Origin of the sequence: Streptomyces sp. KM273126 (assembly GCF_004337435.2) — a bacterium.
In the GTDB taxonomy this organism is placed as follows: domain Bacteria; phylum Actinomycetota; class Actinomycetes; order Streptomycetales; family Streptomycetaceae; genus Streptomyces; species Streptomyces acidicola.
This window is the reverse complement of sequence record NZ_SJXB02000002.1, coordinates 1,643,374-1,668,586: the sequence shown is the minus strand read 5'-3', so window position 1 is coordinate 1,668,586 and position 25,213 is coordinate 1,643,374. Positions and strand designations below refer to the sequence as shown.

Sequence of the window (25,213 nt, the reverse complement as noted above, 5' to 3'; positions counted from 1 at the left end):
AGCCCGGTAAGCCCTTGCCAGGTAAGTGTGCGGCCCACTCTCGTGTCTTGACAGTGCATGGGTTCACATCTACGTTGCGAAAACCTTTTAGGTCAGTCTTATAAACGGACACTGTCCTCGCCTGAGCCTCTCCTTCACCTGGCGGCTCCCCCTGCGCTCCACGCATGTCAGGAGCACGACATTGTCGGCCCCGATGGGGACAGGTGCGGCTCGGACCGCCGGCAGAGGTGCGTCCACCCGCCCGGCACTCCTGACCCAAACCTCGTCCGCCGAGGCTCCCGTTCGCTGAGGCTCCAGGGAGACCCCGTCGGAGAACGTCAGCACCATCGCGAGCGAACGCCTGCTGTCAACCGGACAGGGAGCATCCGATGAGAAGACGAACGACGGCGGCCGTGTGTGAGGCCGCCACCGACACCCGGAAGCGCGACCACCACCCGAACGAGCGACTCCAGGGGATCCAGGCCACCCAAGGGATCCAGGGCATCCAGGAACGGCGGCCCCTGTCATGAAGCGCCTCTTCGTGGCCCTGCTGCTCATCATCGGTTCCGTCTGTTCCGCGACCCCGGCCGCCGCCGCGCAGACCATCGGGTTCCCCACCTTCAACGGACCCGCGATCCCGGCCCCGCCCGTCGCCTACACGCCGGGCGACATGATGCGGACCATCTACGACGCGGAGAGCTCGGGAACCGACTTCTGGATGGACCGTCTGCTGGCCCGTTCCGGCAACGACCCGGCCGGACCCTGGCTGATGAGCCGTGGGCGCGCGGTCTTCATGAAGGAGCACGACCCTTCGCGGCTCGGGTTCGCCGGGAAGGTCGCCTACTGGGAGAGCATCAACGACAACAACGCCTACACGGTCGCGATCAGCCCGGGCACCTTCACCGAACAGGTCTCCCAGCGCTGGCAGGCGCCCAGCCACTGGAAGAGCGTGCACACGGCCGGCTCGATCACGGTCAGCCAGACGAAGTTCATCACCGACAACAACGTCGCCGTGACCAACCTGTCCATCAAGAACAACGGCAGCGGCTCCGCGACGCTGCAGTTACGGGCGACTTCGCCCTATGCCACCACGGGCACCGGCAGCGAGCTGACCGGGCAGGTGAACGCCTACAACAACCTCACGACCATCCGTCCGCGGCTCACCGGCGACGGGTTCACCGCCTCCAGCGGCGGCCTGAACCGGTCCGTGACGATCGCGGCCGGGGCCACGGTGACGGCCAAGGTGGTGATGGGCTTCGTCACCGACGAGATCCCCCAGTCCCTCACCGAGTACAACGCCTACGCGGGGTACTCAGGCGTCACCGCGTTCGCCACCCACGTCAGGGACTACAACCGGTGGTGGGCGCAGAACGTGCCCTACATCGACGTGCCCGAGCCCGCGATCAAGAAGAACGTCTACTACCGCTGGTGGCTGATGCGGTTCAACAACCTCGACGCCGACATCCCCGGGCAGACCTTCCAGTTCCCGACCTCGACCGAGGGCGTCCTCGGTTACAACAACGCGATCGCGCTCACCCAGCCGATGCACATCGACGACCTCAAGTACCTGCGCGACCCGGCCTACGCGTACGGGGACTGGCTGAGCGTCGGCCAGACCTCCAAGGGCGGCCGCTTCCTGGACAACCCTGGTGACCCGGAGAACTGGTCCAACAGCTACACCCAGTACATCGCCGAAGCGGCATGGAAGAGCTACCAGATCCACGGCGGCCAGCCGGGCATCGCCGCCAACCTGGCCCGCTACGCGGAGGGAGACGTCAAGGGCCAGCTCTCCTACTACGACCACGACAACAACAAGCTCATCGAGTACGACTGGGGCGCCCTGACCGGCAACGACGCCGACGCCGTCTCCTTCCACTGGAAGCCCGGCAACATGGACCGCGCCGAGTCCGCCTACCAGTACAGCGGCGCGCTGGCCGCCGCGCAGGCCTACGAGGCGACCGGCAACACGGCCAAGGCCGCCGAGATGCGTACGCTCGCGAACCAGATCAAGGACGCCATCGTCAGCGTGCTGTGGAACCCGAACCGGCAGTTGTTCGAGCACCGGCTCAAGTCGACCAACGAGTGGGTGCCCTGGAAGGAGATCAACAACTACTACCCGTTCTCGGTCGGAGCCGTCCCCGACACCGCGACCTACAAGCAGGCCCTGCGTCTGTTCGACGATCCGACCCAGTACCCCGTCTTCCCCTTCTACACGGCCAACCAGGTCGACAAGAAGGCGGCGGCCGACGCCGGGCAGCCGGGCTCCAACAACTTCTCCACCATCAACTCCACCGTGCAGTTCCGGCTCTACTCCTCGGTCCTGCGCAACTACCCCAACTCCTGGATGAGCGCGACCGACTACAAGAAGCTGCTCTACTGGAACACCTGGGCGCAGTACGTCGGCGGCAACACCCAGTGGCCCGACGCCAACGAGTTCTGGGCCGACTGGAACGGCAGCGCGATCAACTACCGCTCCTGGATCCACCACAACATCCTCGGCAGCAGCAACTGGACCGTGATCGAGGACGTCGCCGGCCTGCGGCCCCGCAACGACGCGAAGGTCGAGCTCTCCCCCATCGACATCGGCTGGAGTCACTTCACCGTCAACAACCTCCGCTACCGGGGCGCCGACCTGAGCATCGTCTGGGACGACCCCGCCGACGGCGTGGTGCGCTACCCGGGCGTCCCGGAGGGTTACTCGATCTACGTCAACGGCAACCGCGTCGCCACCGTCGGCTCGCTGGTGCCCTTCACCTGGGACCCGGCGACCGGCGACGTCACCACGAGCGGCACGGTCACCCACCACACGGCCGTCCCCGGCCTGAAAGCCCCCAACCAGGTCGTGCAGGACAGTCCCCGGATGGTCGACATGCTCGCCAAGGCGGGCGTCGACCTGACCGCCGACCTGACCAACCTCGCCTCCGGGGCGACCGTGTCCGCGTCCCACACCGGATCGGGCAGCAACGTCGCGGGCGCGGTCGACGGCTACCCCACCAACGAGCCCTTCTGGGGTGCCGGAGGCTCCGCCAACAGCCAGGACTGGTACGAGCTGGACTTCGGCACCGCCCGCACGCTCGACGAGGTACGCCTGTACTTCAAGGACAGCCGGCCGGCGAGCACCACCTACCGGGCTCCGTCCGCGTACACCATCCAGTACTACGACGGCAGTTCGTGGGTGAACGCCCCCGGCCAGACCAAGAGCCCGGCCGCACCACGCGCCAACTACAACCTGGTGCGGTTCCCGGCGATCAGCGCCCAGCGCGTCAGGGTCCTGGCCACCAACGCCTCCGGCGCCAAGACCGGCCTCACCGAAGTCAAGGTGTACAACCGGGGCGGCGCCCAGTCACCGGGCAACCTGGCGGCGTCGGCGACGGCCTCCGCGTCGTACACCTCCCCCTGGGAGAGCGTCACCGCGGTCAACGACGGGATCGACCCGCCATCGTCCAACGACACCGTGAACCCGCGCTGGGGGACCTGGCCGGAGACCGGGCAGCAGTGGGCGGAGCTGACCTGGCCGTCGGCGAGGACCGTCGACAGGGCCGAGGTGTACTTCTTCGACGACGACGAGGGCATCGACATGCCCGCCTCATGGAAGCTCCAGTACTGGAACGGCAGCGCCTACGTCGACGCGCCCGGTGCGGGCGGCTATCCGCTGGCCAAGAACCAGTACAACACCGTCACCTTCACCGCCACGAGCACCACACGTCTTCGGGTGCTGCTCACCGGCAACGGCACCAGTTCCGTCGGCCTGCTCGAAGCGAAGGTGTACGGCCCCACCGCAACCTCCAAGCGCTGAAGGGTGTGCTCCAGTGACTCGTTCCAGATCCCTGTCCACGCTCATCGCCGTGCTCACCATGGCAGTGGCCTTCCTCGTGGCGCCTCCGCCCCCGCCCGCGGCCGCCGCCGTCGCCTTCACAACCACCGGGGTGAACCAGAACGGCGGCAACTGCCTCGACATCCCGGGCAGTTCGACGACCAGTGGCACGCAGCTCCGGGCCGGCACGTGCGGCTCGGGTGCGGGCCAGTCCTTCGGTTTCACCCCGGTCGTGGGGACGGCCGACACGTACACCATCAGTACGCACGCCTCCGGCCAGTGCGTCGACGTCTACGGCGCGTCCACGGCGGACAACGCCACGATCATCCAGTGGAGCTGCCACAGCGGAACAAACCAGCAGTGGCGGCTCGTTCCCGTGACCGTCAGCGGAACCGACAAGACCTTCAACCTCGTCTCGGTCGCCTCCGGCAAGTGCATCGCGCCGAGCGGCGGTTCGTCGGCCTCGGACACCGGTCTGGTGCAGCTGCCGTGCGGTACCGCGAACGGCAGGGTCTGGCGGCTGCCCGGTTTCACCGGCGGCGGAACGAGCCCGCGTACGTTCACCAACCCGATCTCCCAGCGCGGGCCCGACCCCTGGCTCACGTACTACGACGGCTACTACTACCTCGCCACGACGACCTGGAACTCGACGATCACCATGCGCAAGGCCAGCACACTGGCCGGGCTCGCCACGGCCACCGACCAGGTGATCTTCAACCTCACCCGGCCCAACGGGGCCGGCACGATGTGGGCCCCGGAGTTCCATCTGCTCGACGGCCCGAACGGGAAGCGGTGGTACTTCTACTACACGGCCGGGCGCGAACCGTACGACCTGGGCACCCAGCGGATCCACGTCCTGGAGAGCGCCGGCCTGGACCCGATGGGGCCGTACAGCTTCAAGGCCGACCTGCTCGACCCGACCCAGGACAACACCTGGGAACTGGACCCGAGCATCCTTCAGCTGAACGGCAAGCTCTACCTCCTCGGCACCTTCTACAACGGCTCGCAGCCCATGTTCATCCGGCCGCTGTCCAACCCGTGGACCGCGAGCGGTACCCGCCGGGTGCTGTCCACCCCGACCTACGGCTGGGAGACGGTGGGCGGCGCGGTCAACGAGGGCGCCGAGGTCCTCCAGCGGGGCGGCAAGACGTTCATCATCTACTCCGCCAGCCACTGCTCCACGCCCGACTACAAGCTGGGGATGCTCACATACAACGGCGGCGACCCGCTCAGCTCCTCCTCCTGGGTCAAATCGCCGAACCCTGTCTTCCAGAGGTCCAATGCCAACGGCGTGTACGGGCCCGGCCACAACGGCTTCTTCAAGTCGCCCGACGGGACCGAGGACTGGATGGTCTACCACGCCAACAGCTCCGCGGGTGGCGGCTGCGACATGAACCGCAGCACCAGGGTGCAGAAGTTCACCTGGAACGCCGACGGCACACCGAACTTCGGGACTCCGGTGGCTCTCGGCGTCCCGCTGGCTTCACCGTCCGGGGAGTCCGCAGAGTAGTTTCGCCGACCGGGAATTAGCTCTTTTCCGAGGCCGACGATCATCAGCGGGGCATCGGCACGATGACCCGCTGATGATCCACACCCCCACCCAATGTGATGCACATCACAGCATCCAGTTCCGTGTCCTCAGGTCATCATATGACCTGATCTCCCAAGCGAACGAAGGGTGCGCATGAACGACCAGCACAGGACCGCACGGCCACGCGTGGGTGTGGTGGGACTAGGAGCCATGGGTCTCGGCATGGCCCGCACCCTGCGGAACGCCGGCTACGACATGGGGGTCCACGACCTGCGGCCTGATGCGGCCGACGACTTCGCGCGAGCCGGTGGGACGGCGTTCGCCTCCTGTGGCGAGCTGGCGGCGGCGGTGGACGTCCTGGTCAGCGTGGTGGTCAACGCGGCGCAGGTCGAGTCCGTGCTGTTCGGCGCCGACGGAGCGGTCGACCGGCTCCGTCCGGGCGCCGTCTTCGTGATGTGCTCCACGGTCGACCCCGGCTGGTCCGCCGCGTGCGAGGGACGCCTGGCCGAGAAGGGGGTGCTCTACCTGGACGCCCCCATCTCGGGTGGCGCCGCACGTGCCGCGACAGGTGAGCTCACCATGATGACCTCGGGCCCGGCCGAGGCGTACTCACTAGCCGACCCGGTGCTCGAAGCCATGAGCAGCACCGTCTACCGCCTGGGAGACCGCGCCGGACTCGGCTCGAAGGTCAAGATCGTGAACCAGCTTCTCGCGGGCGTGCACATCGCCGCGGCCGCCGAGGCGATGGCCCTCGGCATCAAGGCCGGCGTTCCCGCCGAGGCGCTCTACGAGGTCATCACGCACAGCGCCGGAAACTCCTGGATGTTCGAGAACCGCATGGCTCACGTGCTCGCCGGTGACTACACGCCCCTTTCCGCGGTCGACATCTTCGTCAAGGACCTGGGACTCGTGCTGGACTCCGCCAGACCGGAGCGGTTCCCGCTCCCCCTCGCCGCCACCGCCCACCAGATGTTCCTCCAGGCATCGGCGTCCGGACTGGGCGCCGAGGACGACAGCGCGGTCATCAAGATCTTCCCGGGGGTCGACCTGCCCGAGCCGGTGGAGGCCTGACATGGGAGTCCGCCTCGGGTGCATCGCCGACGACTTCACCGGCGCCACGGACCTGGCCAACAACCTGGTGCGCGCGGGCATGCGCGTGGTCCAGCTGATCGACGTACCGCCGGCCGGCACCGAGCGTGCGGTGGACGCGGACGCCGTGGTCATCGCCCTCAAGTCGCGGACGGTCCCGGCCGCAGACGCCGTCAAGATGTCGCTGCGGGCACTCTCCTGGCTGCGGTCCCAGGGTGCCGAGCAGATCTACTTCAAGTACTGCTCCACCTTCGACTCGACACCGGCCGGCAACATCGGGCCGGTCACCGAGGCGCTGATGGACGCGCTGGGCACCGACTTCACGATCGCGACGCCCGCGTTCCCCGACAACGGGCGCACGGTCTTCAAGGGGCATCTCTTCGTCGGGGACGTGCTGCTCGGCGAGAGCGGCATGCGCCACCATCCGCTCACCCCGATGACGGACTCCAACCTGGTCTCCGTCCTCGGCGCGCAGACGACGCGAGCGGTCGGTCTGATCGACCACACGGTGGTCGCCGACGGAGCGGAGGCGATCAGGGCCCGCATCGGCGCCCTGCGCGAGGACGGCTGCGGGATGGCCGTCGTCGACGCCGTCTCCAACGACGATCTCGTACGCCTGGGTGCGGCGGTCCGGGGGCTGCCCCTGGTGACCGCAGGTTCGGGCCTGGCGATCGGTCTGCCCGCGAACTGGGGGTTCAAGCCGTCCCGCGCGGCGGCACAACTGCCGCCACCCGGCGGCCACGGGGCCATCGTCTCGGGGTCGGTGTCCGTCGCCACCAACGGTCAGGTCCTCCAGTACCTGGGCGGCGGCCAACCTGCGTACAGCGTGGACCCGTTGCGTGTCGCGGCCGGTGAGGACGTGGTCGGTCAGGCCCTGGCCTTCGCCGAGTCGCACCTGAACGACGGCCCGGTCCTCGTCCGCTCCACCGAGTCACCCGACACCGTCCGGGCCGTCCAGGGCCGGCTCGGCGCCGCCGAGGCCGGTGAGCTCGTGGAGCGGACCCTCGCCCGTATCGCACAAGGGCTCGTGGATCGAGGCGTCCGGCAACTCGTCGTCGCGGGCGGCGAGACCTCGGGAGCGGTCGTCCGGGCGCTCGGCGTCACCGCGCTGCGGATCGGACCGCAGATCGACCCCGGTGTGCCGTGGTGCGCGGCGGCCCTGCCCGACGGAGACACGCTCCACATCACGCTCAAGTCCGGCAACTTCGGCGGCCCCGACTTCTTCACCGCCGCGTTCGCCGCCCTGGACGAGGAGACCTCATGACCCGGCACGCGGGCACCGCCCCCGAGACGGCGGACGGCAGGGCCGACGACCGGACACACGCAGGGGCCGCCGACGAGACACACGGCAGGGCCGTCGCCGAGGCACGCGACGAGATCGTCCGCGTGGGCACGAGCCTGTTCGCCCGGGGCTATGTCCACGCCAGCGCCGGCAACATCAGCGCCAAGGTCGGCGACTCCCATCTGATCACGCCCACCGACGCCGCCCTGGGGTTCCTCGAACGCGACCGCCTCGCGCTGGTCGACGCCCGTGGTGAGCAGATCGCGGGCGACCGCGCCAGCAAGACCCTGACCCTCCATCGACGTATCTGTGCCGCCGACCCCACCGCCCGGTTCGTCATCCACACGCACTCCACGCACCTGGTCGGCCTCACCCTGGCCGGCGTGTGGAGCCCGGACGATGTGCTCCCGCCCATCACGCCGTACTACGTGATGAAGGTCGGGCACGTCCCGCTCATCCCCTACCACCGGCCCGGCGACCCGCGCGTGGCCGACCTGGTGACCGCCCGCATCGCCGAGCACGCGGCGAGCCGAACGCCGATCAGGGCCGTGCTGCTCGACCGGCTGGGCCCCGTGGCGTGGGGCCCCGACGCGGCCACCGCTCTCGCCGTCCTCGAAGAACTCGAGGAGACGGCACGCCTCTGGCTCCTGACCGATCGTCGCCCCGAGCCACTCCCCACCCACGCGCTCGACGAACTGAGGTCCGCCTTCGGCGCCGCGTGGTGACCCGCTCCCCGCACCTCAGAGTGACCCGCTCCCCGCACGTCAGAGAACTCCCCAGAGCCGCACAGAAGGATCGCCATGTCCATACCAGTATCGGCGTCCGACGTCCCCGCCCTCGACCGTGAGAACGCCGTCTACCGCAAGGTAGTGCGCCGTATCGTCCCCTTCCTCATCCTCTGCTACGTCGTCTCCTACCTGGACCGGGTCAACGTCGGCTTCGCGAAACTGCAGATGTCCGACGACCTCGGGTTCAGCGAGGCGGCGTACGGCCTCGGTGCCGGCCTGTTCTTCATCGGCTACTTCTTCTTCGAGGTCCCCTCGAACCTGATGCTGCAACGCGTCGGCGCCCGCAGGTGGATCGCCCGGATCATGATCACCTGGGGTCTGGTCTCGGCGTCGTTCGTGTTCGTCACCAACGAGGCGACGTTCTACGTCCTCAGGTTCCTCCTCGGTGCGGCCGAGGCAGGGTTCTACCCAGGAGTGATCCTGTACTGCACCTACTGGTTCCCGTCGCACCGTCGTGCCCGGGTGATCGCGATGTTCATGTCCGCCATCCCGGTGGCCGGCATCTTCGGCAACCCGCTCTCCGGCTGGATCATGGACCGGTTCCAGGGCGTGAGCGGCTGGCAGGGCTGGCAGTGGATGTTCCTGCTGGAGGCGATACCCGCCGTCGTCATCGGGGTGGCCACCCTGTTCTACCTCGACGACAGCGTGCGCGGCGCGAAGTGGCTCACCGACGAGGAGAAGGCCGTGGTGGAACGGGCGGTCGCGGAGGACAACGCGCACCAGACCGTGCACGGCCGGGTCTGGGACGCCTTCCGTGAGCCCAAGGTGTGGCTGATGTGCCTCATCTACTTCTGCTTCGTGATGGGGCAGTACGCCCTGACCTTCTGGATGCCCACGTTCGTCGAGTCCACCGGCATCGAGGGCGGCCTCGCGATCGGCGTGCTCAGTGCCGTGCCGTTCCTGGCCGCGCTCGTCGCGATGAACCTGTTCGGGCGCTCGGCGGACAAACGCCGCGAGCGCCGCTGGCATCTCGTCGTCCCCAGCCTCATGGGTGCCGTCGGCTTCTCGCTGGCGGCGGGCTGGACCGGGTCGACCGCGCTGTCCCTGACCGCGCTGTCCTTCGCCGCGGCAGGGGTGCTGACCTGCGCACCGCTGTTCTGGTCGCTCCCCACCGCGTTCCTCGGCGGCACCGCCGCCGCGGTCGGCCTCGCCGCGATCAACTCGGTGGGCAACCTCGCCGGCTTCGTCAGTCCCTACATGATCGGCGCGCTCAAGGACGCCACGGGCTCGACGTCGCTCCCGATGTACGTCCTCGCGCTCACCCTCGTCGCCGGCGCCGCCGCCGTGCTCACCACCAACAAGCAGGTCGTCAACCGCTGACCGGACCCGTCCTGGTCTACTGGCCGGGGCGGCCCCGGGACCAGTCCCGGACCAATCCCGGACCAATCCGGGACCGACCCGGGACCGACCTGGACCGAAGTTTCCGAAGTCAGGAGCCAGCATGCCGAGGTTCGCCGCGAACCTGTCCATGATGTACACCGAGCACGACTTCCTCGACCGCTTCGCGGCGGCCTCGGCGGACGGCTTCGACGCCGTCGAGTACCTCTTCCCCTACGCGTACGACGCCTCCGAGCTGCGCCGCCGACTCGACGACCACGGCCTGCGGCAGGTGCTCTTCAACGCGCCCCCCGGAGCGTGGGAGTCCGGGGAGCGCGGGATCGCGGCACTGCCCGGCCGTGAGGCGGAGGTCCGCTCCGGGGTCGACCGCGCGCTGGAGTACGCCGCCGCGCTCGACTGCCCGCGGGTGCACGTGATGGCCGGGCTGGTGCGGCCGGACGCGACACCGAAGGAGCTGGCCGAGCACCGCGACACCTACCTGGCCAACCTCGCCCGGGCCGCGGAGCGAGCCGCCGCGGTGGGCGTCGACATCCTGGTCGAGCCGATCAACGGCCGTGACATGCCGGGCTACTTCCTGTCCCGGCAGGAAGAGGCCCACGCCGTGGTGCAGGAGGTGGGAGCCGCGAACCTGAAGGTGCAGCTCGACCTCTACCACTGCCAGATCGTCGAGGGCGACCTCACCACGACTCTGCGGCGCGACCTGCCGACCGGGCGGGTCGGTCATCTGCAGATCGCGGGGGTACCCGACCGCCACGAGCCCGACAGCGGCGAGCTCAACGTGAGCCATCTGTTCGGCGTCGTCGACGAGTTGGGCTTCGACGGGTGGATCGGCTGCGAGTACATCCCCCGTGCCGGTACGAGCGAGGGTCTCGGCTGGCGACACGACTACCGAGGAGACAGCGCATGAGGATCGTCATCACGGGTGGCTTCGGCTTCCTGGGACGACAGGTCACCGCCACCCTGCTCAGCAAGCGGACATTCCGTGATATGCCGATCGATCGCCTGGTGCTCGCCGACCGGATCGTGCCGGCCGAGTCGCAGGCGGCGGCCGATCCGCTCGTGGAGATCGTGCGGGGCGACCTCGTCGACTGCCTCGACGAGGTGTTCGCCGAGCCGGTGGACGTGCTGATCCACCTCGCCGCCGCCGTCTCGGCCGAGTGCGAGGCCGACTTCGACCTCGGCATGAGCGCGAACCTGGACACCACCCGCGCGCTCCTCGAAGCCGCCCGCGCGCAGTCGGCCGCCGGCGGGCCGACGCCGTGCGTGGTGTTCTCCAGCAGCGTGGCGGTCTACGGTTCGGACCCGGCGCTCCCGCTCCCGCCCGTGGTCAGCGAGTCGACCCTGCCCACCCCGCGATCGAGCTACGGGATCCAGAAACTCATCTGCGAGCAACTGGTCGCGGACTACACCCGCCGGGGTTTCATCGACGGCCGCGTCGCCCGCCTGATGACCGTCTCGGTGCGGCCGGGCAAGCCGAACGCGGCCGCCTCCGGCTTCCTGTCCGGCGTCATCCGCGAGCCGCTCGCGGGCCTTCCGGCCGTCTGCCCGGTGCGTCCCGGCCTGCGCGTCGCCCTGGCCTCGCCACGGCGCACGGTCGAGGCGATCCTGCGCATCGCGGAAGTCGAGCGCGGCCCCGGGAGGGGCCGGCTCGACGGCGCACTGCCGGTCAACCTTCCGGCCCTCACGGTCTCGGTCGCCGAGATGCTGGCCACGCTGCGACGGGTGGCCGGTGACACCGCCGCCGACCTGGTGACGATCGCGCCCGACCCCGACGTGGAGGCCATCGTGGGCTCGTGGCCCTCCACCTTCGACAACGCGAGCGCCGCGGCGCTCGGGCTGGAGCCCGATCCGACCTTCGAATCAGTGGTGTGGGACTACATCGGCGACCACCCTGACGCCGTCCTGGCCGGCACCTCACTCGCGAAGGGGCGACCCGGCACGGGTCTATAGACTGACAAGCATGTTTTCCAAGGTGAGCGGTCCCGTCCGGCTCGCGGACCAGGTCGCCGCGATCCTCTCGGAGGAGATCGAGTCGGGGCGGCTGGCCGAGGGGGACCAACTGCCCACCGAGGTGGCTCTGGTCAAGCAACTGGGCGTCAGCCGCACGGTGGTGCGCGAGGCCCTGTCACGGCTGCGCAACGCGGGCCTGGTCGAACCGCGGCAGGGTCTCGGCGTGTTCGTCCTGCCCCGGCGCACACGTCCGCTCGACCTTGAGGCCGAGACCGCCGACACCAAGGCGCGGGTGCTGCAGATCGTGGAGGTACGCCGCGCCATGGACGGCGAAGCGGCCTGTCTGGCGGCCACCCGGGCCACGCCCCGCGACCTCGCCCGGATGCGTCAGGCCCTGGACGCGATCGACTCGGCGGTCGCGGCGAGCGGCGACGGTGTGGAGGAGGATCTCGCCTTCCACCGGTCCATCGCCGAGTCGACCGGAAACGCGGTGATGGTCTCGACGGTGCGCTACCTGGGCGAGGTGATGCGCGGCGGTATCCGCATCACGCGCGCCAACGAGGCACGCCGGGACGACTTCATCGAGGCGGTCCGGCAGGAGCACCACGCCATCCTGGCCGCCATCGAGGCAGGCGACGCCGAAGGGGCCCGCGCCGCCGCGCGCCGCCACATGGAGCACGCCGCCTCCCGTCTCCAGGACGCGGACGACGGGTTCTGGAACCGGGCCGAGGACCTCGACGTGGATCTCGACCCCACTCCTTGACGACCGCCGCCCGCCTGCCCGCCCCGGCGTGCGATGTGTACGTCTCGTTGGCTGTGGCGGCCGAGGACAGAGCTGTGACAAAGGCGGGCACAACGAATGCGGGCGGTGGCGGGTCGTATGAAGCGTAGGGGCGGGAAGGCCGGTCGACGGTGTGGCTCGTGGGGACGGCCGCGCCCGCCATCGCAGAAGCGCCGATCACCACATGGGGGAATCATGAACGTCCGTGCTCGCGGTACCCGACGTGTCGTGGCCGCTGTGGCCGCCATGGCGGCCGGAGTCGCCGTCGCCGTGGCTGCCGTCCCGGCCGCCGCCGCATCGGCCTCCGGCACACCCCGGTTCCTGGCACCCGACGAGCTGCCGCCACACCCGACCTCGCCCTGGTACGCCGGTCCCGTCACGGCCGGGCAGCCCGATCCGCTGCCGGCCTGCGGGGGCGACCCGCTGCCGTCGATCGCTGCCCACCGTGCGTACTGGACCGAGTACGACACCAACGCCCTGCAGGTGACGGTGGTGGAGCGCAGCGAACAGCGGGCCAAGGACTTCGCGGCCCTGCTGCGCAAGGACCTCGCCGGCTGCGCGGAGAAGCTGATGCGGGAGTACCCCGACGTCACCGCGACGGAGAAGTACTACGGCAAGCTGAACGTCGAGGAGGGCGCGTACGTCTACGGCGTCCACACCACGACCACGTGGGGGGCCTCCGACATCGGCCTGTACTCGGTCGGCCGGGACGGCGCGACCGTGACCCTCGTCCGGTGGGCGCAGATGGGCAACTTCCAGCACGCCCAGGTCGACGACTTCAAGAACACCACCGTCACGGCCGTGAACAAGCTCTACTGACCGGTGCCGGCGCCGCGGCCGGGCCACCGTGCCGCGGCGCCGACGCCTGCCGGTCCCATGCCGTCGGCGCCGCCATGACGGCCGCGCCGGCCGGCACTACCCCAGATCGACCTGGAACACCTTGTCCGCGCCGTCCGGCTCGCCCCCGTTGTTGTCGGCGTTGGTGGTGGACAGCCACAGAGCGTTCCTGCCGGGGATCTTCTCCACGGTCCGGAGTCGGCCGTACTGGCTGGTGTAGTAGGCGACAGGGGTGCCCGCGCTGGTACCGCTGACCGGAACGCGCCACATCCGTTCGCCGCGCAGTGCCGCCAGATAGAGGGCGCCATCGGCGTAGACGACCGCGCTCGGGGAGGCCTCGCTGACGGGCCACTGCTGTTTGGGGCTGGTCATTCCGGACGTCGAGCAGCTGCCCTCGCAGACCGGCCAGCCGTAGTTCTTGCCGGGCTCGATCAGATTGAGCTCGTCGTACCTGCTGTTGCCGAACTCGGCCTCCCACAGCCTGCCTTGTTCGTCCCAGGTGATGCCCTGGGGGTTCCGGTGTCCGAGCGAGTAGACGAGCGTGCCGAACGGGTTGCCGGGCGCGGGCCTGCCGTCCTTCGTCATCCTCAGGATCTTGCCGTTGAGGGAGTTCTGGTCCTGGGCGAGGGCGGTGTTCTGCGCATCGCCCGTGGTGGCGTAGAGGTAGCCGTCCGGGCCGAACTTGATGCGTCCGCCGTTGTGGTACCTGTTCTTGGCGATGCCGGTCACGAGGACCGTGTAGCCGCTGAGCGAGGACCCGTCGTACGTCATCCGGACGATGCGGTTGTCGGTGGCCGCCGAGTGCATGAGATAGATGTAGTGGTCGCTGTTCCAGTTCGGTGAGACCGCGATGCCGAGGAGGCCGCCCTCGCCGCCGGTCGTCACGACGTTGGGCACCGTACCGACCTGGCTCCTGGTGCCCGACTGGGTGAGCTTGAAGATCTTGAAGGAGTCCCGTTCGGTGAGGAGCGCCGACCCGTCGGGCAGCCAGCTCAGGCCCCAGGGAACGGTCCAGCCGGACGAGACGGTACGGATGGACGAGGGGACGGACTCGATGCCGCGGTCGCTGCCTCTCTCGCTGCGGACCGTGGCGCTTCCGGTACCGGCCGCCGCGCCGAGGAGACCGGCGGCGAGTGCGACCGCCGTCGCCGCCGCGGTCAGGGCAGGGGGCAGCAGTCGTGCGGTGATGTGGGGGTGGCGTGCCATGGAACGGCCCTCCTGGCCAGTCAATTTGGCAGGGACATGACGGTGCGTCAGTCCACCGAGAAGGTAGGAGGTGTGCCGCGGGGAGGTCAAGTGCAGTTAAAGCCAAAGGTCCGTACCGGGTCGAGGACCTCAAGTCTTACCTCTCTCACCAGGACGCATACCGGCACATCCACCGGCAGATACCCGTGAGGTGCTGCGGCCTGCCACCAGAAGAGATCGGAGCACTTCCCTGCCTGCCCCATTGACCCGGATGGCTCGACTCGCGATTCTGCAACAGAGTGCGCCTCGTGGGCCGGCGTGGCACCCAACCACCGGGCGCACCGGTCCCCCCACACAGAGAGGCAGGTCTGTTCATGACCGAACCCGTACAGCAGGCGACGGAACACCAGGCCCAGGCCGGCACCGAGGAGTCGCCGGTCTGGCAGACACCGGACTACGTGGTCGTCGAGACCGCGCTGGAAGTCACCGCCTATGCCCTGAGCAACCGTTAGCCCGGCGCCGTGCTGCTGCAGGTGCTCGGCACCGCGGCGGGCGGCGGCGTCCCTCAGTGGAACTGCGCGTGTCCCGGCTGTTCCGGGGCACGCGCCCACCCGCACTGGCGCCGCCGCCACGCCTCACTCGCCGTTCAGTCGTCCCAGGACCGCTGGTATCTCGTCAACGCCACCCCGGACATCGGGGACCAGATCGAGGACTGTCCGGCACTCCACCCCGGCCCGGGATCGCGGCGCACGCCGATCGCGGGGCTGGTCCTGACCGACGCAGAACTCGACCACACCCTCGGCATCGCCCGGCTGCGCGAAGCCGGAGCCGGCGGCCTGGAGTTGCTCGCCACCGGCGCCGTGCGCGAGGCACTGCTCACCCGGCTGCGGCTGGAGGCCGTCATCGGCCCGTACACCCCCCTCACCTGGCGGGAACTGCCCCGCGAAAAGCCCGAACCGCTCACCGCGGACTCGGAGGTCTCGATCAGCGCGATCCCCGTCTCCGGTAAACGCCCGCGGTACGCGGCGGACTCACCCGGCACCGGCTCGGATCCCTGGGTCGTCGCCCTGCATCTGACGGACCGTGCCACCGGAGCGACCGCGGTCTACGCCCCGGCGCTGGGGGCCTGGCCGGACGCCCTGCAGTCCGCTGTCGCTGAGGCCGACTGCGTGATCGTCGACGGTACGTTCTGGGACGACGACGAGCCCCGGCGCACCGGCATCTCCACGCGCACCGCGACCGGTATGGGACATCTGCCGATCGACGGGCCGGACGGCACCGCGGAGCGCCTGGAAGCGTTGGGCGGCCGCTGTCTCTACACCCATCTGAACAACACCAATCCCCTCGTCGATCCCGGCGCGCCCCAGCACAAGCGGCTGGCCGACCGGGGCATCGACGTGGCCGCCGACGGAATGGTGATCAATCTGTGAGCACCAGTACCAGCACCGCTACCAGGGCAACGGCGTTCGAGGAGCGGCTGAGGGCCGTGGCCCGGGAGCGCTACCACGACCGCCACCCCTTCAACGTACGTATGCACCGGGGCGAGCTGACCCCCGACGAGCTGCGCCGCTGGATCCTGAACCGCTTCCACTACCAGCGGTACATCCCGGTCAAGGACGCCCTCGTCCTGGCCAAGCTGGACACGTCGCGGCTCCGCCGCATGTGGCTGCGGAGGATCGAGGAGCACGACGGCCGGGCCGAGGGTGAGGGCGGCATCGAGCGGTGGCTGAGACTGGGTGAGGCCGCGGGACTCGAACGGGACCGGCTGCTGTCCGGCGAGGAGGTGCTCCCCGGTGTACGGCTGGCGGTGGACGGATACGTCAACTTCTGCCGGCTCCGCTCCCCTCTGGAAGCCGTCGCCGCGTCCCTCACCGAGCTGTCCGCCCCGGGCATCATGCGCACGCGCATCGCCGCGTTCGAACACCACTACCGGTGGATCGACGCCGACGGGCTGGCGTACTTCCGCTCCCGCGAGACCCAGGGCCGCCAGGACAGCCGGGAGGCGCTGGGCCTCGTCCTGGACTGGGCGCGCACCGAGGCCGAGCGGGAGCGTGCCGTGGCGGCCCTCGCCTTCAAGTGCGACGTGCTGTGGTCCCTGCTCGACGCGATCGACCACGCCGACGAAAAGGAGCGGCCGTGAAAGGAGCGGCCGTGAAGGGAACGGCGGTGAAGGGAACGGCCGTGACCGGATGGCGGCCTGCTCTGGCGCGCTCGGTCGTGCTCCGCCACGACCGGGTGCGCCGGGCTGACCTGCTGATCCTGCCGGAACGGGTGGTCGTCCTCGGCGGCCGGGCCGCGGACGTCCTCCGGCTGTGCGACGGCCTTCGGGAGGTAGGTGAGATCGTCGACGAACTGGCGGCCCGCTTTCCCGGCGCCCCCGTGGCGGCCGAGGTGCCCCGGTTCCTCGACCGGGTACGCGAGGAGGGGTGGCTGCGATGACGAGCCCACCGTCACCGACCGCCTCCTCGCCACCGCCGCCCTGGGCCCTGCTGGCCGAACTCACCCACGGGTGCCCTCTGCACTGTCCCTACTGCTCCAACCCGCTCGAACTCGTCAGCCGTTCCCGTGAACTCTCCACCGAGGAATGGGAGGACGTGCTGCGGCAGGCCGGGGAGCTCGGCGTCGTGCACACCCATCTCTCCGGTGGCGAGCCCCTGCTCCGCCGCGATCTGGAGGCCATCGTCGCCGCGGCCGAGTCGGCCGGGATCTACACCCAACTGGTCACCAGCGGAAGCGGCCTGAGCGCGGCGCGGATGGCGGCGCTCGTGTCCGCCGGGCTGCGCAGCGTCCAGCTGTCGGTGCAGCACGCCGATCCGGCGGCATCCGACCGGATCGCCGGACACCGCTCCTTCGCGGCCAAGGAGCGGGCCGCCGCCGTCGTCCGTGACGCCGGGCTGCCGCTGGGCCTCAACGTGGTCCTGCACCGCGACAACCTCGACGCCGTCGACGACATCGTGGACCTCGGCGTGGCCTGGGGTGCCGAGCGGATCGAGCTGGCCAACGTCCAGTTCTACGGGTGGGCCCTGCGCAACCGCACCACCCTGCTGCCCACCCGCGACCAGCTCTCCCGCGCCGGGGAGACGGTCGAGCGCCGGCGGACGCAGCTGGCGGGCATCACCGAACTGGTGTGGGTGGTACCGGACTACTTCGACGGTGTGCCGAAGCCCTGCATGGGAGGCTGGGGTGCGGTGTCCCTGACCGTCGCCCCGGACGGCGGCGTGCTGCCGTGCCCGGCGGCGGGGACCCTGCCTGACCTGGACGTACCGAACGTACGCGACCGGACCCTGGAGTGGATCTGGCGCAGTTCCCCGGCCTTCAACCGCTATCGCGGCACCGAGTGGATGAGTGGACCGTGCAGTGGCTGTCCCCGTCGCGAGACGGACTTCGGGGGCTGCCGCTGCCAGGCCCACGCACTCACCGGGGACCCCGCCCGCACCGACCCCGCGTGCGCGTTGTCCCCCGACCACGCCCTCGTCCGCGCCCTGGCGGAGGCACCACCCGCCGATCCCCCGCCGGCCGGTGCCCCGCGCTACGTCTACCGCGGCCCCGTCCGGCACGCAGCGAACGAACCGGCGACTCGGCGGCCCGCCTCGTGACAGCCCGACCGGGCCGCCGGGCACGCGCCACGCGCCGTCAGCCCTTGCTGTCGTCCTCCTCCACGGGCGGCATGAAGGCGCGCAGCCACCGCTCGGTCTGGGCGACATGGGCCTGCGCGGCGCCGGCGGCGGCGACGGGGTCGTGGTCGGCGATGGCGGTGGCGAGCACCCGGTGGTCCTCATCGCTCTTGCGGCGCAGCTCCGGGCCTTCGGGGAGGGTGAAGACCTGGTACTTGCGGGAGCGGGCGCGGAAGACCGACAGCAGGGAGGCCAGGGTGGGGTTGCCGCCGATCCTCGCGATCTCCAGGTGGAACCGGTGGTCGAGTTCGGAGGCCTTGGTGGGGTCGTCGGTGGCCTCCATGGCCTCGATGAGCGCGAAGAGCGTCCCCACCGCCTCCGGAGTGCAGCGTGCCGCGGCCTGGGCGGCGACATGGGCCTCCAGCACGCGACGGATCTCGTAGACCTCCAACAGGCCGGTCAGCGGCAGGAGTTCCAGGGTCAGCGACAGGCTGCCGATCACGTCCTCCGGCCTGAGCTGGGAGACGTACGTGCCGGAGCCGTGCCGCGGCTCGATCACGCCCAGGGCGGCGAGCATGCGCACGGCCTCGCGCAGCGACCCTCGCGAGACGCCCAGTTCCTCGCAGAGCTCCCCTTCGGGCGGAATGCGCTCGCCCGCGCCGAGGCGACCCGTGGCGATCATGTGCCGTAGACCGTGAAACGCCCTGTCGACTGCGGACATCGATCTCCTCCCCTGACGGTCCGGCGGCACGGCCAGGACCCTCGCGGTGCACTGTATCGAGGCCGAGTCATCAGATGTCTTCCACGTATCGACCGCGAGTCATCTGATGACTTTCCTTGCCGACCCCTTGTATGCCTGAAATCGGCGTGCCAACATTCCCAGTCATCATACGTGTCCTGGTGCGGAATCCGATGTCCCGATGTCTCGATGACTCGATACCGGCCAGGGCGCCCACGTCCCGCAGAAGTGGAGTCTTGTGAGCGAGACCGAGGTCACCACCGCGCCCAGCCCTCTCCTGCTGGCCGACGGCCGACCCGCGGCCGGAGCATGGTCGTTGGACCCTGCCCTGCGGCACCTGAACCACGGTTCGTTCGGAGCGGTTCCCCTGGTGGCTCAGGAGCGGCAGAACGAGCTGCGCTCGGAGATGGAGCGCTCCCCCGTGGTGTGGTTCCCGGCGCTGCCCGAACGGCTCGCCGCCACCCGGGTCGACCTCGCGGCCTTCCTGCGGGTCGCCCCGGACGACCTCGCGCTCGTGCCGAACGCCAGTGCCGGCGCCAGCGTCGTGTACACCTCCCTCGACCGCCGCCGGGGCGGGGAGATCGTCGTCACCGACCACGGCTACGGCGCCGTCACCATGGGCGCCGAGCGGCTGGCCCGGCGCTGGGGCGGACGCGTCCGCACGGCCCGGGTGCCGCTGGACGCGGACGCTCAGCAGGCCTACGAGGCCGTGGTCGCCGAGGTGAGCGAGGCCACCGACCTGGTCGTCGTCGACCAGATCACGTCAGCGACAGCACGCCGGATGCCGGTGGATCTCATCGGCGCGGAGTTGCGGCGACGTGGCATCCCGTTCCTCGTGGACGGCGCCCACGCCCCCGGTCTGATCGCCGCCCCGCTCGCCGGCGTGACGGCCGACTTCTGGGTCGGCAACCTCCACAAATGGGGCTGCACACCGCGCGGCACCGCGACGCTGCTCGCCGGCGGCCCCCTGCGGGAGCAGCTCTACCCGCTGATCGACTCATGGGGCGCCCCCGATCCGTACCCCGACCGCTTCGACCAGCAGGGGACGCTGGACGCCACCTCCTATCTGGCGGCGCCAACGGCACTCGACTTCATCGGGCACACCTGGGGCTGGGACACCGCCCGCCGCTATATGGACGACCTGGCCGACTACGGCGAGCAGGTCATCGGCGCCGCCTTCGCCGAGCTGACCGGGGCGAGCGGCACCGTGGACGTCGGCATGCCGGTGCCCGGCATGCGGCTGGTGCGGCTGCCCGCGGGGCTGGGCACCACCCGCGTCGAGGCCGACGCGCTGCGCGACCGGGTCGCCCAGGAGCTGGACGTCGAGGCGGCCTTCACCAGCTTCGGCGGCGTCGGTTATCTGCGGCTGTCCGCACACGTCTACAACACCCCCGCCGACTACGAGTACTTCGCCGACGCCTGCGTCCCCGTCCTCGGCGAGTGGGCCCGCGCGGCCCGCGAGCAGCACGACGCGCGTTAGCGGCACCCCCCACGCCACCTTTCCCTGTCCACGGACTTCCCCATCCACGGAAGGTCAGCACGATGAGAACAAGGACGGCAGCCCTCGCCCTCGGTACCGCCGCCGTGATGGTCCTGACCGGCTGTTCCACCATGAGTCCGGGCGCGAACGGAACAGTCACGCTCAACATGGTCGAGAGCCTGACCAACCCCGCCCGCACCGACCTGCTCAAGGGCCTCATAGCCGATTTCGAGAAGCAGAACCCGAAGATCAAGGTCAATCTGGTCTCGCCGCCCACCGAGCAGGCCGACCAGAAGATCCAGCAGATGCTCCAGTCCGGCAGCGGCGTGGACACCCTTGAGGTGCGTGACATCACCGTGGGGCCGTGGTCCAACAACGGCTGGCTCTACGACATGAAGAAGGACCTCGACGGCTGGCAGGGCTGGCAGGCCATGACGGAGAACGCCGTCAACGCCTCCAAGGACGCGGAGGGCCGCACCTACTTCGTGCCCTACGGCTTCTACGGGCTGAGCCTCTTCTACCGCACCGACCTGACCCAGGACGCCGGTTTCAGCAAGCCCCCGGCCACCTGGGACGAGCTCCTCAAGCAGGCCTCCGCCATCCACGACCCGGCCAAGCGCCGGTACGGCTACGCCTTCCGCGGCGGGGCCAACGCCAACAGCAACGCCACCGCGATCATCGAGGCATACGTCGCCGACAGGATCGACCCCGCGAACGGCTTCAAGCTCACCGACGGCAAGACCATCTTCTCCGCGCCCGAGGCCCAGGACGCCATGGAGACGTACCTCAAGCTCTTCAAGGAGGCGTCCCCCAAGTCGTCGGTCTCCTGGGGCTACCCGGAGATGGTCGAGGGCTTCTCCAACGGTTCCACGGCCTTCCTGCTGCAGGACCCCGAAGTGATCGCCACGGTCTCGGAGTCCAAGTCGGTCTCGAAGGACCAGTGGGACACCGCCCCGCTGATCGCCGGACCCAGCGGCAAAACCGTCCAGCCGCTGGCCACCGCCGGGTGGGGCGTGGCAAAGGGCAGCAAGCACAAGGCCGAGGCCGTCAAGCTGGTCGAGTTCCTCTCCGAGGGCGAGGCGTCGACGGCCTTCACCAAGAAGAACAGTCTGGTGCCGATCCTCAAGTCGGCCACCGAGGACCCGTTCTACCGGACGGGCCCCTGGTCGAGCTACGTCACCATGACGGAGAACCCGGAGAAGTACCAGGTCGTCACCCAGCCGCGCGGCGTCGACTGGTGGACCGAGTGGCAGCAGAAGTCCGATGCCGACGTGCAGAAGCTGATCCTCGGCAAGACGACTCCCAAGGAGCTGCTCGCCACCTGGGACGCGTACTGGACCGAGAAGTGGCAGCAGGAGAAGTAGGCATGGCCGGCGCGTCCGCAACGACGAATACGACAAAGAAGACGCGCGCGACGGCCCCGGGGGCGGGAGGCACCACCCGCGCTTCAGGTCCCGCGCCCGCCCCCGGCGCTCGGCAGGGCCGTCGCAAACGGGAGTTCACCACCCGCCGCGGCCTGCTCATCGCCGCCTTCATGGCACCGGCCGCGGTCTTCGTCGCCGTCTTCACGTACTACCCGGTGATCGCGGGAAGCCAGATGGCCTTCCGCAACTGGAAGCTGACGGATCTCACCGACACCTCCTGGGTGGGCCTGAGGAACTTCCGCGATGTCTTCGCCGACCCCGCCTGGGGCACCGTGCTGGCCAACACCGCGCTCTGGGTGTTCGGTTCGATCATTCCCCAGCTGGTGATCGGCTTCGCGCTCGCCCTGTGGCTGCGCCGTCGCTTCCGCCTCCGCGGTGTCTACCAGGCGCTGATCTTCTTCCCCTGGGCGATCTCCGGGTTCCTCATCGGGATCCTGTTCCGCTGGCTGTTCAACAGTGAGTTCGGCGTCGTCAACGACCTGCTGCAGAAGGCCGGGCTGATCGACGAGCCGGTCGCCTGGCTCGCCGATCCGGACACGGCGATGGCCGCCGTGCTGGTCGCCAACGTCTGGTACGGCGTCACCTTCTTCGCGATCATGATCCTGGCCGCGTTGCAGTCGATCCCGGACGAGTTGTACGAGGCGGCGGCCCTGGACGGCGCGGGCAAGGTTCGCACGCTCTTCCGGATCACCATCCCGTACATCCGCACCACGCTGGCGCTCACCGTGCTGCTGCGGGTCATCTGGATCTTCAACTTCCCCGACCTGATCTTCGGGATGACCGGCGGCGGCCCCAACAACGAAACGCACATCGTCACCACCTGGATGATCAAGATCACGCAGCAGGGCGACTACGGCAGGGCCTCCGCGCTCGGCCTCCTCGTGGTGGCGGGGCTGCTGCTGTTCGCGACGTTCTTCCTGCTGGCCACGCGAGAGAAGCGAGAGGTGAAGTCGTGATCGGCAAGGAGAGCGCGACCGGGCGGGTCGTCAAGTTCACCTTCCTCGGGCTGTGGCTGGTCTTCACCGTCTTCCCCCTCTACTGGATCACGGTCACGTCCCTCAAGGCGCCGGGTGACATCTTCGCGTTCCCGATCGCCTACTGGCCCGAGCACTTCTCGCTGGAGAACTACAGCGGACTGTTCGGCACGGCCGACTTCGGGACCTACCTCACCAACAGCCTCGTCGTCGCGACCGTCGCGGGCGTGGTGGCGACGGCGATCTCGATGCTGTCGGCGTACGTGCTGGCACGGTTCGAGTTCCGCACCAAGTCCGCCCTGCTGATGGCCGCGCTGGTCACCCAGATGATCCCCACCTTCATCGCGCTGGGACCGCTGTACCTGCTGATGACCGACCTCAGGCTGGTCGACAACCGCCTCGGGCTCGTCCTCGTGTACATCGCCGTGTGCATCCCGTTCTGCACGGTGATGCTCCGCGGTTTCTTCGAGAACATCCCGGACGCGCTGGAGGAGGCCGCCATGATCGACGGCCTGTCCCGGTTCGGGGCGCTGTTCCGGGTGCTGCTGCCGGTGATGCGCCCCGGGATCGTGGCCGCGTTCATCTTCAACTTCGTCAACTGCTGGAACGAGCTGTTCCTTTCGGTGACGCTGATGAACAGCGACACCAACAAGACCGTCCCCACGGCCCTGAACGGGTTCATCTCCAGCTTCAACATCGACTGGGGCTCGATGTCCGCGGCGGCCGTGCTCACCATCCTGCCCACGATGGTCCTGTTCGCCTTCGCCAGCCGCCACATCGTCCAGGGCCTCACCTCCGGCGCGGTCAAGGGCTGAGCGCGGAGAGGGAGAGAGGGGAAGGGGGGTGCGGTCAGCGCTCGCTCTGGTCGCAGGTGACGTCCCCCGCCGGCCGCTCCCCCGTCGCCAGGAAGCGGGAGACGGTGCGGTCGCCGCAGGCGTTGCCGTTGTCGAGGTAGGCGCCGTGGCCGGTGGAGTTCACGGTCACCATGACGGCGCGGCGGCCGAGGGCCTCGCGCATCTTGAGTGCGCCACTGAGAGGGGTGGCCACATCACGCCGGTTCTGGACGAGGAGGACGGTGGAGGGGCCGCGGTCGGTGATCCGTACGGCGGGTTCCTTCGGAGCCCACGGCCAGGCGGCGCAGAGCATGGCGTTCCTCGGCAGGCCCGCCGTCAGCGGGTACTTGGCGCGGCTCTCGGCGACCCCCTTCTCGTACACGGCCGCCGACCTGGGCCAGGCGATGTCGTTGCAGATGGCCACTCCGGAGGCGAAGCCGTTCTGCAGGACGGAGTCGGGCGGCGTCTGGGGCGCGGACGGCACGGTGCCCTTCCGGGCGGCCAGGATCAGCCGGGCCAGAACGGGGTAGTCGTCGGGGTCGTAGAGGCTGTCCAGCATGGTCTGGCGCAGCACGTTGCCGTTGAGCTCCTCCGGGTTGGCGCCGGGCCAGGGGATGGGCTCGCGGTCTAAGCGTGCGGCGAGGCGGAGGAAGGGCGGGCGCACCTCGGCGGCGGTGCGGGCCACACGGTCGGGGTTGCCCGGCTGCGACGCCCACTTGGCGAACTCGGGGAAGTTGTCCTCGACCCCCTCCTCGAACCTGGCGAGCCAGCCGCGCACCACCCGGGTGGGGTCGGGGTCGTCGTTGCTGTCCAGCACGATGCGGTCGGTGCGCTGCGGGAACAGCTCGCTGTAGACGGCGCCGACGTAGGTCCCGTACGAGACTCCCCACGCGGAGATCTTCCGCTCGCCGAGCGCGGCACGGATGCGGTCGAGGTCGCGGGCCTCGTTGGCGGTGCTGATGTGCTGGACCAGCTCGCCGCCGTTACGTGCGCAGGCGTCCGACATGCGCCGTGCGGTGGCCATGTTCTCGGTGACGGAGCCGTCGGGGGCGGGCCAGGGCCGCGTCTTCGACGGGGCAAGGTCACCGTGTTCGAAACCGCAGCTGACCGGCGTGGACCGGCCGTACCCGCGGCGGTCGAACCCGATCAGGTCGTAGGCGTCCCGTACCTCCTGCGGCAGCTTCTGCCCCTCGTCCGAGGGCTGGTCGAGGCTGCCGCCGCCGGGACCGCCCGGGATCAGGAACAGCGCACCGCGGCGCTTCTCCGGGTTCTCGGCCGGTATACGGGAGAAAGCCACGATGATCTTCTTGCCGTGCGGGGCGGCGTAGTCCATCGGCACCTCGACGCTCGCGCACCGCTGCCGCGGATCGAGCCCCGTCCCCTCGCACTTCGTCCAGTCGAGGGGCGGCGGCTCGGGTGCGGCGGCCGGCGAGGCAGTCGCGGTGGTGAGGGGTACGGCGAGGCTCAGGACTGCGGCGGAGGCGGCGAACAGGGCGGTGTGTCGCTTGATCTTCGTCATGGGAACGAGCTTCGCCCACCTCGCGCGTCACTGACATCCGACCAACGGGCCACTGT

General features: G+C 69.6%; 23 protein-coding genes. 20 read left to right on the top strand and 3 right to left on the bottom strand.

Annotated elements, in window-relative coordinates; genetic code table 11:
* Positions 1-368 precede the first annotated feature (368 nt).
* The 11 genes from E0500_RS38055 (at position 369) to E0500_RS38005 (ending at position 13,371) form a co-directional block, all read left to right on the top strand.
* A complete protein-coding gene (locus E0500_RS38055) occupies positions 369-509 on the top strand; it encodes a hypothetical protein (RefSeq protein ID WP_165934908.1) in 141 nt (46 codons plus the stop codon).
* A complete protein-coding gene (locus tag E0500_RS38050; protein WP_131560919.1) occupies positions 506-3,775 on the top strand; it encodes a discoidin domain-containing protein in 3,270 nt (1,089 codons plus the stop codon). Before E0500_RS38055 ends, E0500_RS38050 begins: the two co-directional genes overlap by 4 nt.
* Before the next feature lie 13 nt (positions 3,776-3,788).
* Complete coding sequence (locus E0500_RS38045; protein ID WP_131560917.1) at positions 3,789-5,303, top strand: family 43 glycosylhydrolase; 1,515 nt, start codon at positions 3,789-3,791, stop codon at positions 5,301-5,303.
* Positions 5,304-5,477: 174 nt separating this feature from the next.
* Positions 5,478-6,395, top strand: a complete 918-nt coding sequence (ltnD, locus tag E0500_RS38040) for an L-threonate dehydrogenase (protein WP_131560915.1) — start codon at positions 5,478-5,480, stop codon at positions 6,393-6,395.
* Between the two features lies 1 nt (position 6,396).
* Positions 6,397-7,677, top strand: coding sequence for a 3-oxo-tetronate kinase (otnK, locus tag E0500_RS38035; RefSeq protein ID WP_131560913.1), 1,281 nt, complete (start codon positions 6,397-6,399; stop codon positions 7,675-7,677).
* Entirely contained in the window at positions 7,674-8,420 is a 747-nt protein-coding gene (locus tag E0500_RS38030; RefSeq protein ID WP_258573759.1) for an aldolase, read from the top strand. Before otnK ends, E0500_RS38030 begins: the two co-directional genes overlap by 4 nt.
* 75 nt (positions 8,421-8,495) lie before the next feature.
* Positions 8,496-9,803 carry an MFS transporter gene (locus E0500_RS38025; RefSeq protein WP_131560911.1) on the top strand — a complete coding sequence of 436 codons (1,308 nt, stop codon included), beginning with the start codon at positions 8,496-8,498 and terminating at the stop codon, positions 9,801-9,803.
* A 121-nt stretch (positions 9,804-9,924) separates the two neighbouring features.
* Positions 9,925-10,728, top strand: a complete 804-nt coding sequence (otnI, locus tag E0500_RS38020; RefSeq protein WP_131560909.1) for a 2-oxo-tetronate isomerase — start codon at positions 9,925-9,927, stop codon at positions 10,726-10,728.
* Entirely contained in the window at positions 10,725-11,771 is a 1,047-nt protein-coding gene (denD, locus tag E0500_RS38015; RefSeq protein WP_131560907.1) for a D-erythronate dehydrogenase, read from the top strand. Before otnI ends, denD begins: the two co-directional genes overlap by 4 nt.
* Positions 11,772-11,781: 10 nt before the next feature.
* Positions 11,782-12,534 carry a FadR/GntR family transcriptional regulator gene (locus tag E0500_RS38010; RefSeq protein WP_131560905.1) on the top strand — a complete coding sequence of 251 codons (753 nt, stop codon included), beginning with the start codon at positions 11,782-11,784 and terminating at the stop codon, positions 12,532-12,534.
* A 213-nt stretch (positions 12,535-12,747) separates the two neighbouring features.
* Positions 12,748-13,371: a hypothetical protein gene (locus E0500_RS38005; RefSeq protein ID WP_131560903.1), complete on the top strand. Its 624-nt coding sequence runs from the start codon at positions 12,748-12,750 to the stop codon at positions 13,369-13,371.
* A 96-nt stretch (positions 13,372-13,467) separates the two neighbouring features.
* Here the strand turns inward: E0500_RS38005 and E0500_RS38000 are convergent, their stop codons facing one another.
* A complete protein-coding gene (locus E0500_RS38000; protein ID WP_131560901.1) occupies positions 13,468-14,595 on the bottom strand; it encodes a sorbosone dehydrogenase family protein in 1,128 nt (375 codons plus the stop codon).
* 353 nt (positions 14,596-14,948) lie between these two features.
* On the opposite strand from E0500_RS38000, the gene pqqA reads away from it, so the two are divergent.
* The 5 genes from pqqA to pqqE are packed head-to-tail and all read left to right on the top strand — an operon-like array spanning position 14,949 to position 18,170.
* Positions 14,949-15,086 carry a pyrroloquinoline quinone precursor peptide PqqA gene (gene pqqA / locus E0500_RS37995; protein WP_131560899.1) on the top strand — a complete coding sequence of 46 codons (138 nt, stop codon included), beginning with the start codon at positions 14,949-14,951 and terminating at the stop codon, positions 15,084-15,086.
* A 9-nt stretch (positions 15,087-15,095) separates the two neighbouring features.
* A complete protein-coding gene (pqqB, locus tag E0500_RS37990; RefSeq protein WP_131560897.1) occupies positions 15,096-16,004 on the top strand; it encodes a pyrroloquinoline quinone biosynthesis protein PqqB in 909 nt (302 codons plus the stop codon).
* Positions 16,001-16,714, top strand: coding sequence for a pyrroloquinoline-quinone synthase PqqC (gene pqqC, locus E0500_RS37985; protein ID WP_131560895.1), 714 nt, complete (start codon positions 16,001-16,003; stop codon positions 16,712-16,714). The genes pqqB and pqqC overlap by 4 nt, the downstream gene beginning before the upstream one ends.
* Positions 16,711-17,013: a pyrroloquinoline quinone biosynthesis peptide chaperone PqqD gene (pqqD, locus tag E0500_RS44570; protein WP_309505286.1), complete on the top strand. Its 303-nt coding sequence runs from the start codon at positions 16,711-16,713 to the stop codon at positions 17,011-17,013. The genes pqqC and pqqD overlap by 4 nt, the downstream gene beginning before the upstream one ends.
* Positions 17,010-18,170, top strand: coding sequence for a pyrroloquinoline quinone biosynthesis protein PqqE (pqqE, locus tag E0500_RS37975; RefSeq protein ID WP_131560893.1), 1,161 nt, complete (start codon positions 17,010-17,012; stop codon positions 18,168-18,170). The genes pqqD and pqqE overlap by 4 nt, the downstream gene beginning before the upstream one ends.
* Positions 18,171-18,207: 37 nt before the next feature.
* On the opposite strand, the gene E0500_RS37970 is transcribed toward pqqE, so the two are convergent.
* Positions 18,208-18,909, bottom strand: a complete 702-nt coding sequence (locus E0500_RS37970) for a FadR/GntR family transcriptional regulator (protein ID WP_131560891.1) — start codon at positions 18,907-18,909, stop codon at positions 18,208-18,210.
* A 256-nt stretch (positions 18,910-19,165) separates the two neighbouring features.
* Here E0500_RS37970 and E0500_RS37965 point away from each other — a divergent pair, with 256 nt between their 5' ends.
* The 4 genes from E0500_RS37965 (at position 19,166) to E0500_RS37950 (ending at position 23,620) form a co-directional block, all read left to right on the top strand.
* Positions 19,166-20,407, top strand: coding sequence for an aminotransferase class V-fold PLP-dependent enzyme (locus E0500_RS37965; protein WP_131560889.1), 1,242 nt, complete (start codon positions 19,166-19,168; stop codon positions 20,405-20,407).
* 62 nt (positions 20,408-20,469) lie between these two features.
* Positions 20,470-21,771: a sugar ABC transporter substrate-binding protein gene (locus E0500_RS37960; RefSeq protein WP_131560887.1), complete on the top strand. Its 1,302-nt coding sequence runs from the start codon at positions 20,470-20,472 to the stop codon at positions 21,769-21,771.
* Positions 21,772-21,773: 2 nt separating this feature from the next.
* On the top strand, positions 21,774-22,787 hold the full coding sequence (locus E0500_RS37955) for a carbohydrate ABC transporter permease (RefSeq protein WP_131560885.1): 1,014 nt from the start codon (positions 21,774-21,776) through the stop codon (positions 22,785-22,787).
* A complete protein-coding gene (locus E0500_RS37950) occupies positions 22,784-23,620 on the top strand; it encodes a carbohydrate ABC transporter permease (protein ID WP_131560883.1) in 837 nt (278 codons plus the stop codon). Before E0500_RS37955 ends, E0500_RS37950 begins: the two co-directional genes overlap by 4 nt.
* Positions 23,621-23,654: 34 nt before the next feature.
* Here the strand turns inward: E0500_RS37950 and E0500_RS37945 are convergent, their stop codons facing one another.
* Positions 23,655-25,157 (bottom strand): alpha/beta hydrolase, encoded by a 1,503-nt coding sequence (locus E0500_RS37945; RefSeq protein ID WP_131560881.1) that lies wholly within the window; start codon positions 25,155-25,157, stop codon positions 23,655-23,657.
* Positions 25,158-25,213: the final 56 nt, after the last annotated feature.

Coding starts and splice junctions, on each gene's coding strand:
- E0500_RS38055 (WP_165934908.1), top strand. CDS start 369: ATGAGAAGACGAACGACGGCGGCCGTGTGTGAGGCCGCCACCGACACC.
- E0500_RS38050 (WP_131560919.1), top strand. CDS start 506: ATGAAGCGCCTCTTCGTGGCCCTGCTGCTCATCATCGGTTCCGTCTGT.
- ltnD (WP_131560915.1), top strand. CDS start 5,478: ATGAACGACCAGCACAGGACCGCACGGCCACGCGTGGGTGTGGTGGGA.
- otnK (WP_131560913.1), top strand. CDS start 6,397: ATGGGAGTCCGCCTCGGGTGCATCGCCGACGACTTCACCGGCGCCACG.
- E0500_RS38030 (WP_258573759.1), top strand. CDS start 7,674: ATGACCCGGCACGCGGGCACCGCCCCCGAGACGGCGGACGGCAGGGCC.
- E0500_RS38025 (WP_131560911.1), top strand. CDS start 8,496: ATGTCCATACCAGTATCGGCGTCCGACGTCCCCGCCCTCGACCGTGAG.
- otnI (WP_131560909.1), top strand. CDS start 9,925: ATGCCGAGGTTCGCCGCGAACCTGTCCATGATGTACACCGAGCACGAC.
- denD (WP_131560907.1), top strand. CDS start 10,725: ATGAGGATCGTCATCACGGGTGGCTTCGGCTTCCTGGGACGACAGGTC.
- E0500_RS38010 (WP_131560905.1), top strand. CDS start 11,782: ATGTTTTCCAAGGTGAGCGGTCCCGTCCGGCTCGCGGACCAGGTCGCC.
- E0500_RS38005 (WP_131560903.1), top strand. CDS start 12,748: ATGAACGTCCGTGCTCGCGGTACCCGACGTGTCGTGGCCGCTGTGGCC.
- E0500_RS38000 (WP_131560901.1), bottom strand. CDS start 14,595: ATGGCACGCCACCCCCACATCACCGCACGACTGCTGCCCCCTGCCCTG.
- pqqA (WP_131560899.1), top strand. CDS start 14,949: ATGACCGAACCCGTACAGCAGGCGACGGAACACCAGGCCCAGGCCGGC.
- pqqE (WP_131560893.1), top strand. CDS start 17,010: ATGACGAGCCCACCGTCACCGACCGCCTCCTCGCCACCGCCGCCCTGG.
- E0500_RS37970 (WP_131560891.1), bottom strand. CDS start 18,909: ATGTCCGCAGTCGACAGGGCGTTTCACGGTCTACGGCACATGATCGCC.
- E0500_RS37960 (WP_131560887.1), top strand. CDS start 20,470: ATGAGAACAAGGACGGCAGCCCTCGCCCTCGGTACCGCCGCCGTGATG.
- E0500_RS37955 (WP_131560885.1), top strand. CDS start 21,774: ATGGCCGGCGCGTCCGCAACGACGAATACGACAAAGAAGACGCGCGCG.
- E0500_RS37945 (WP_131560881.1), bottom strand. CDS start 25,157: ATGACGAAGATCAAGCGACACACCGCCCTGTTCGCCGCCTCCGCCGCA.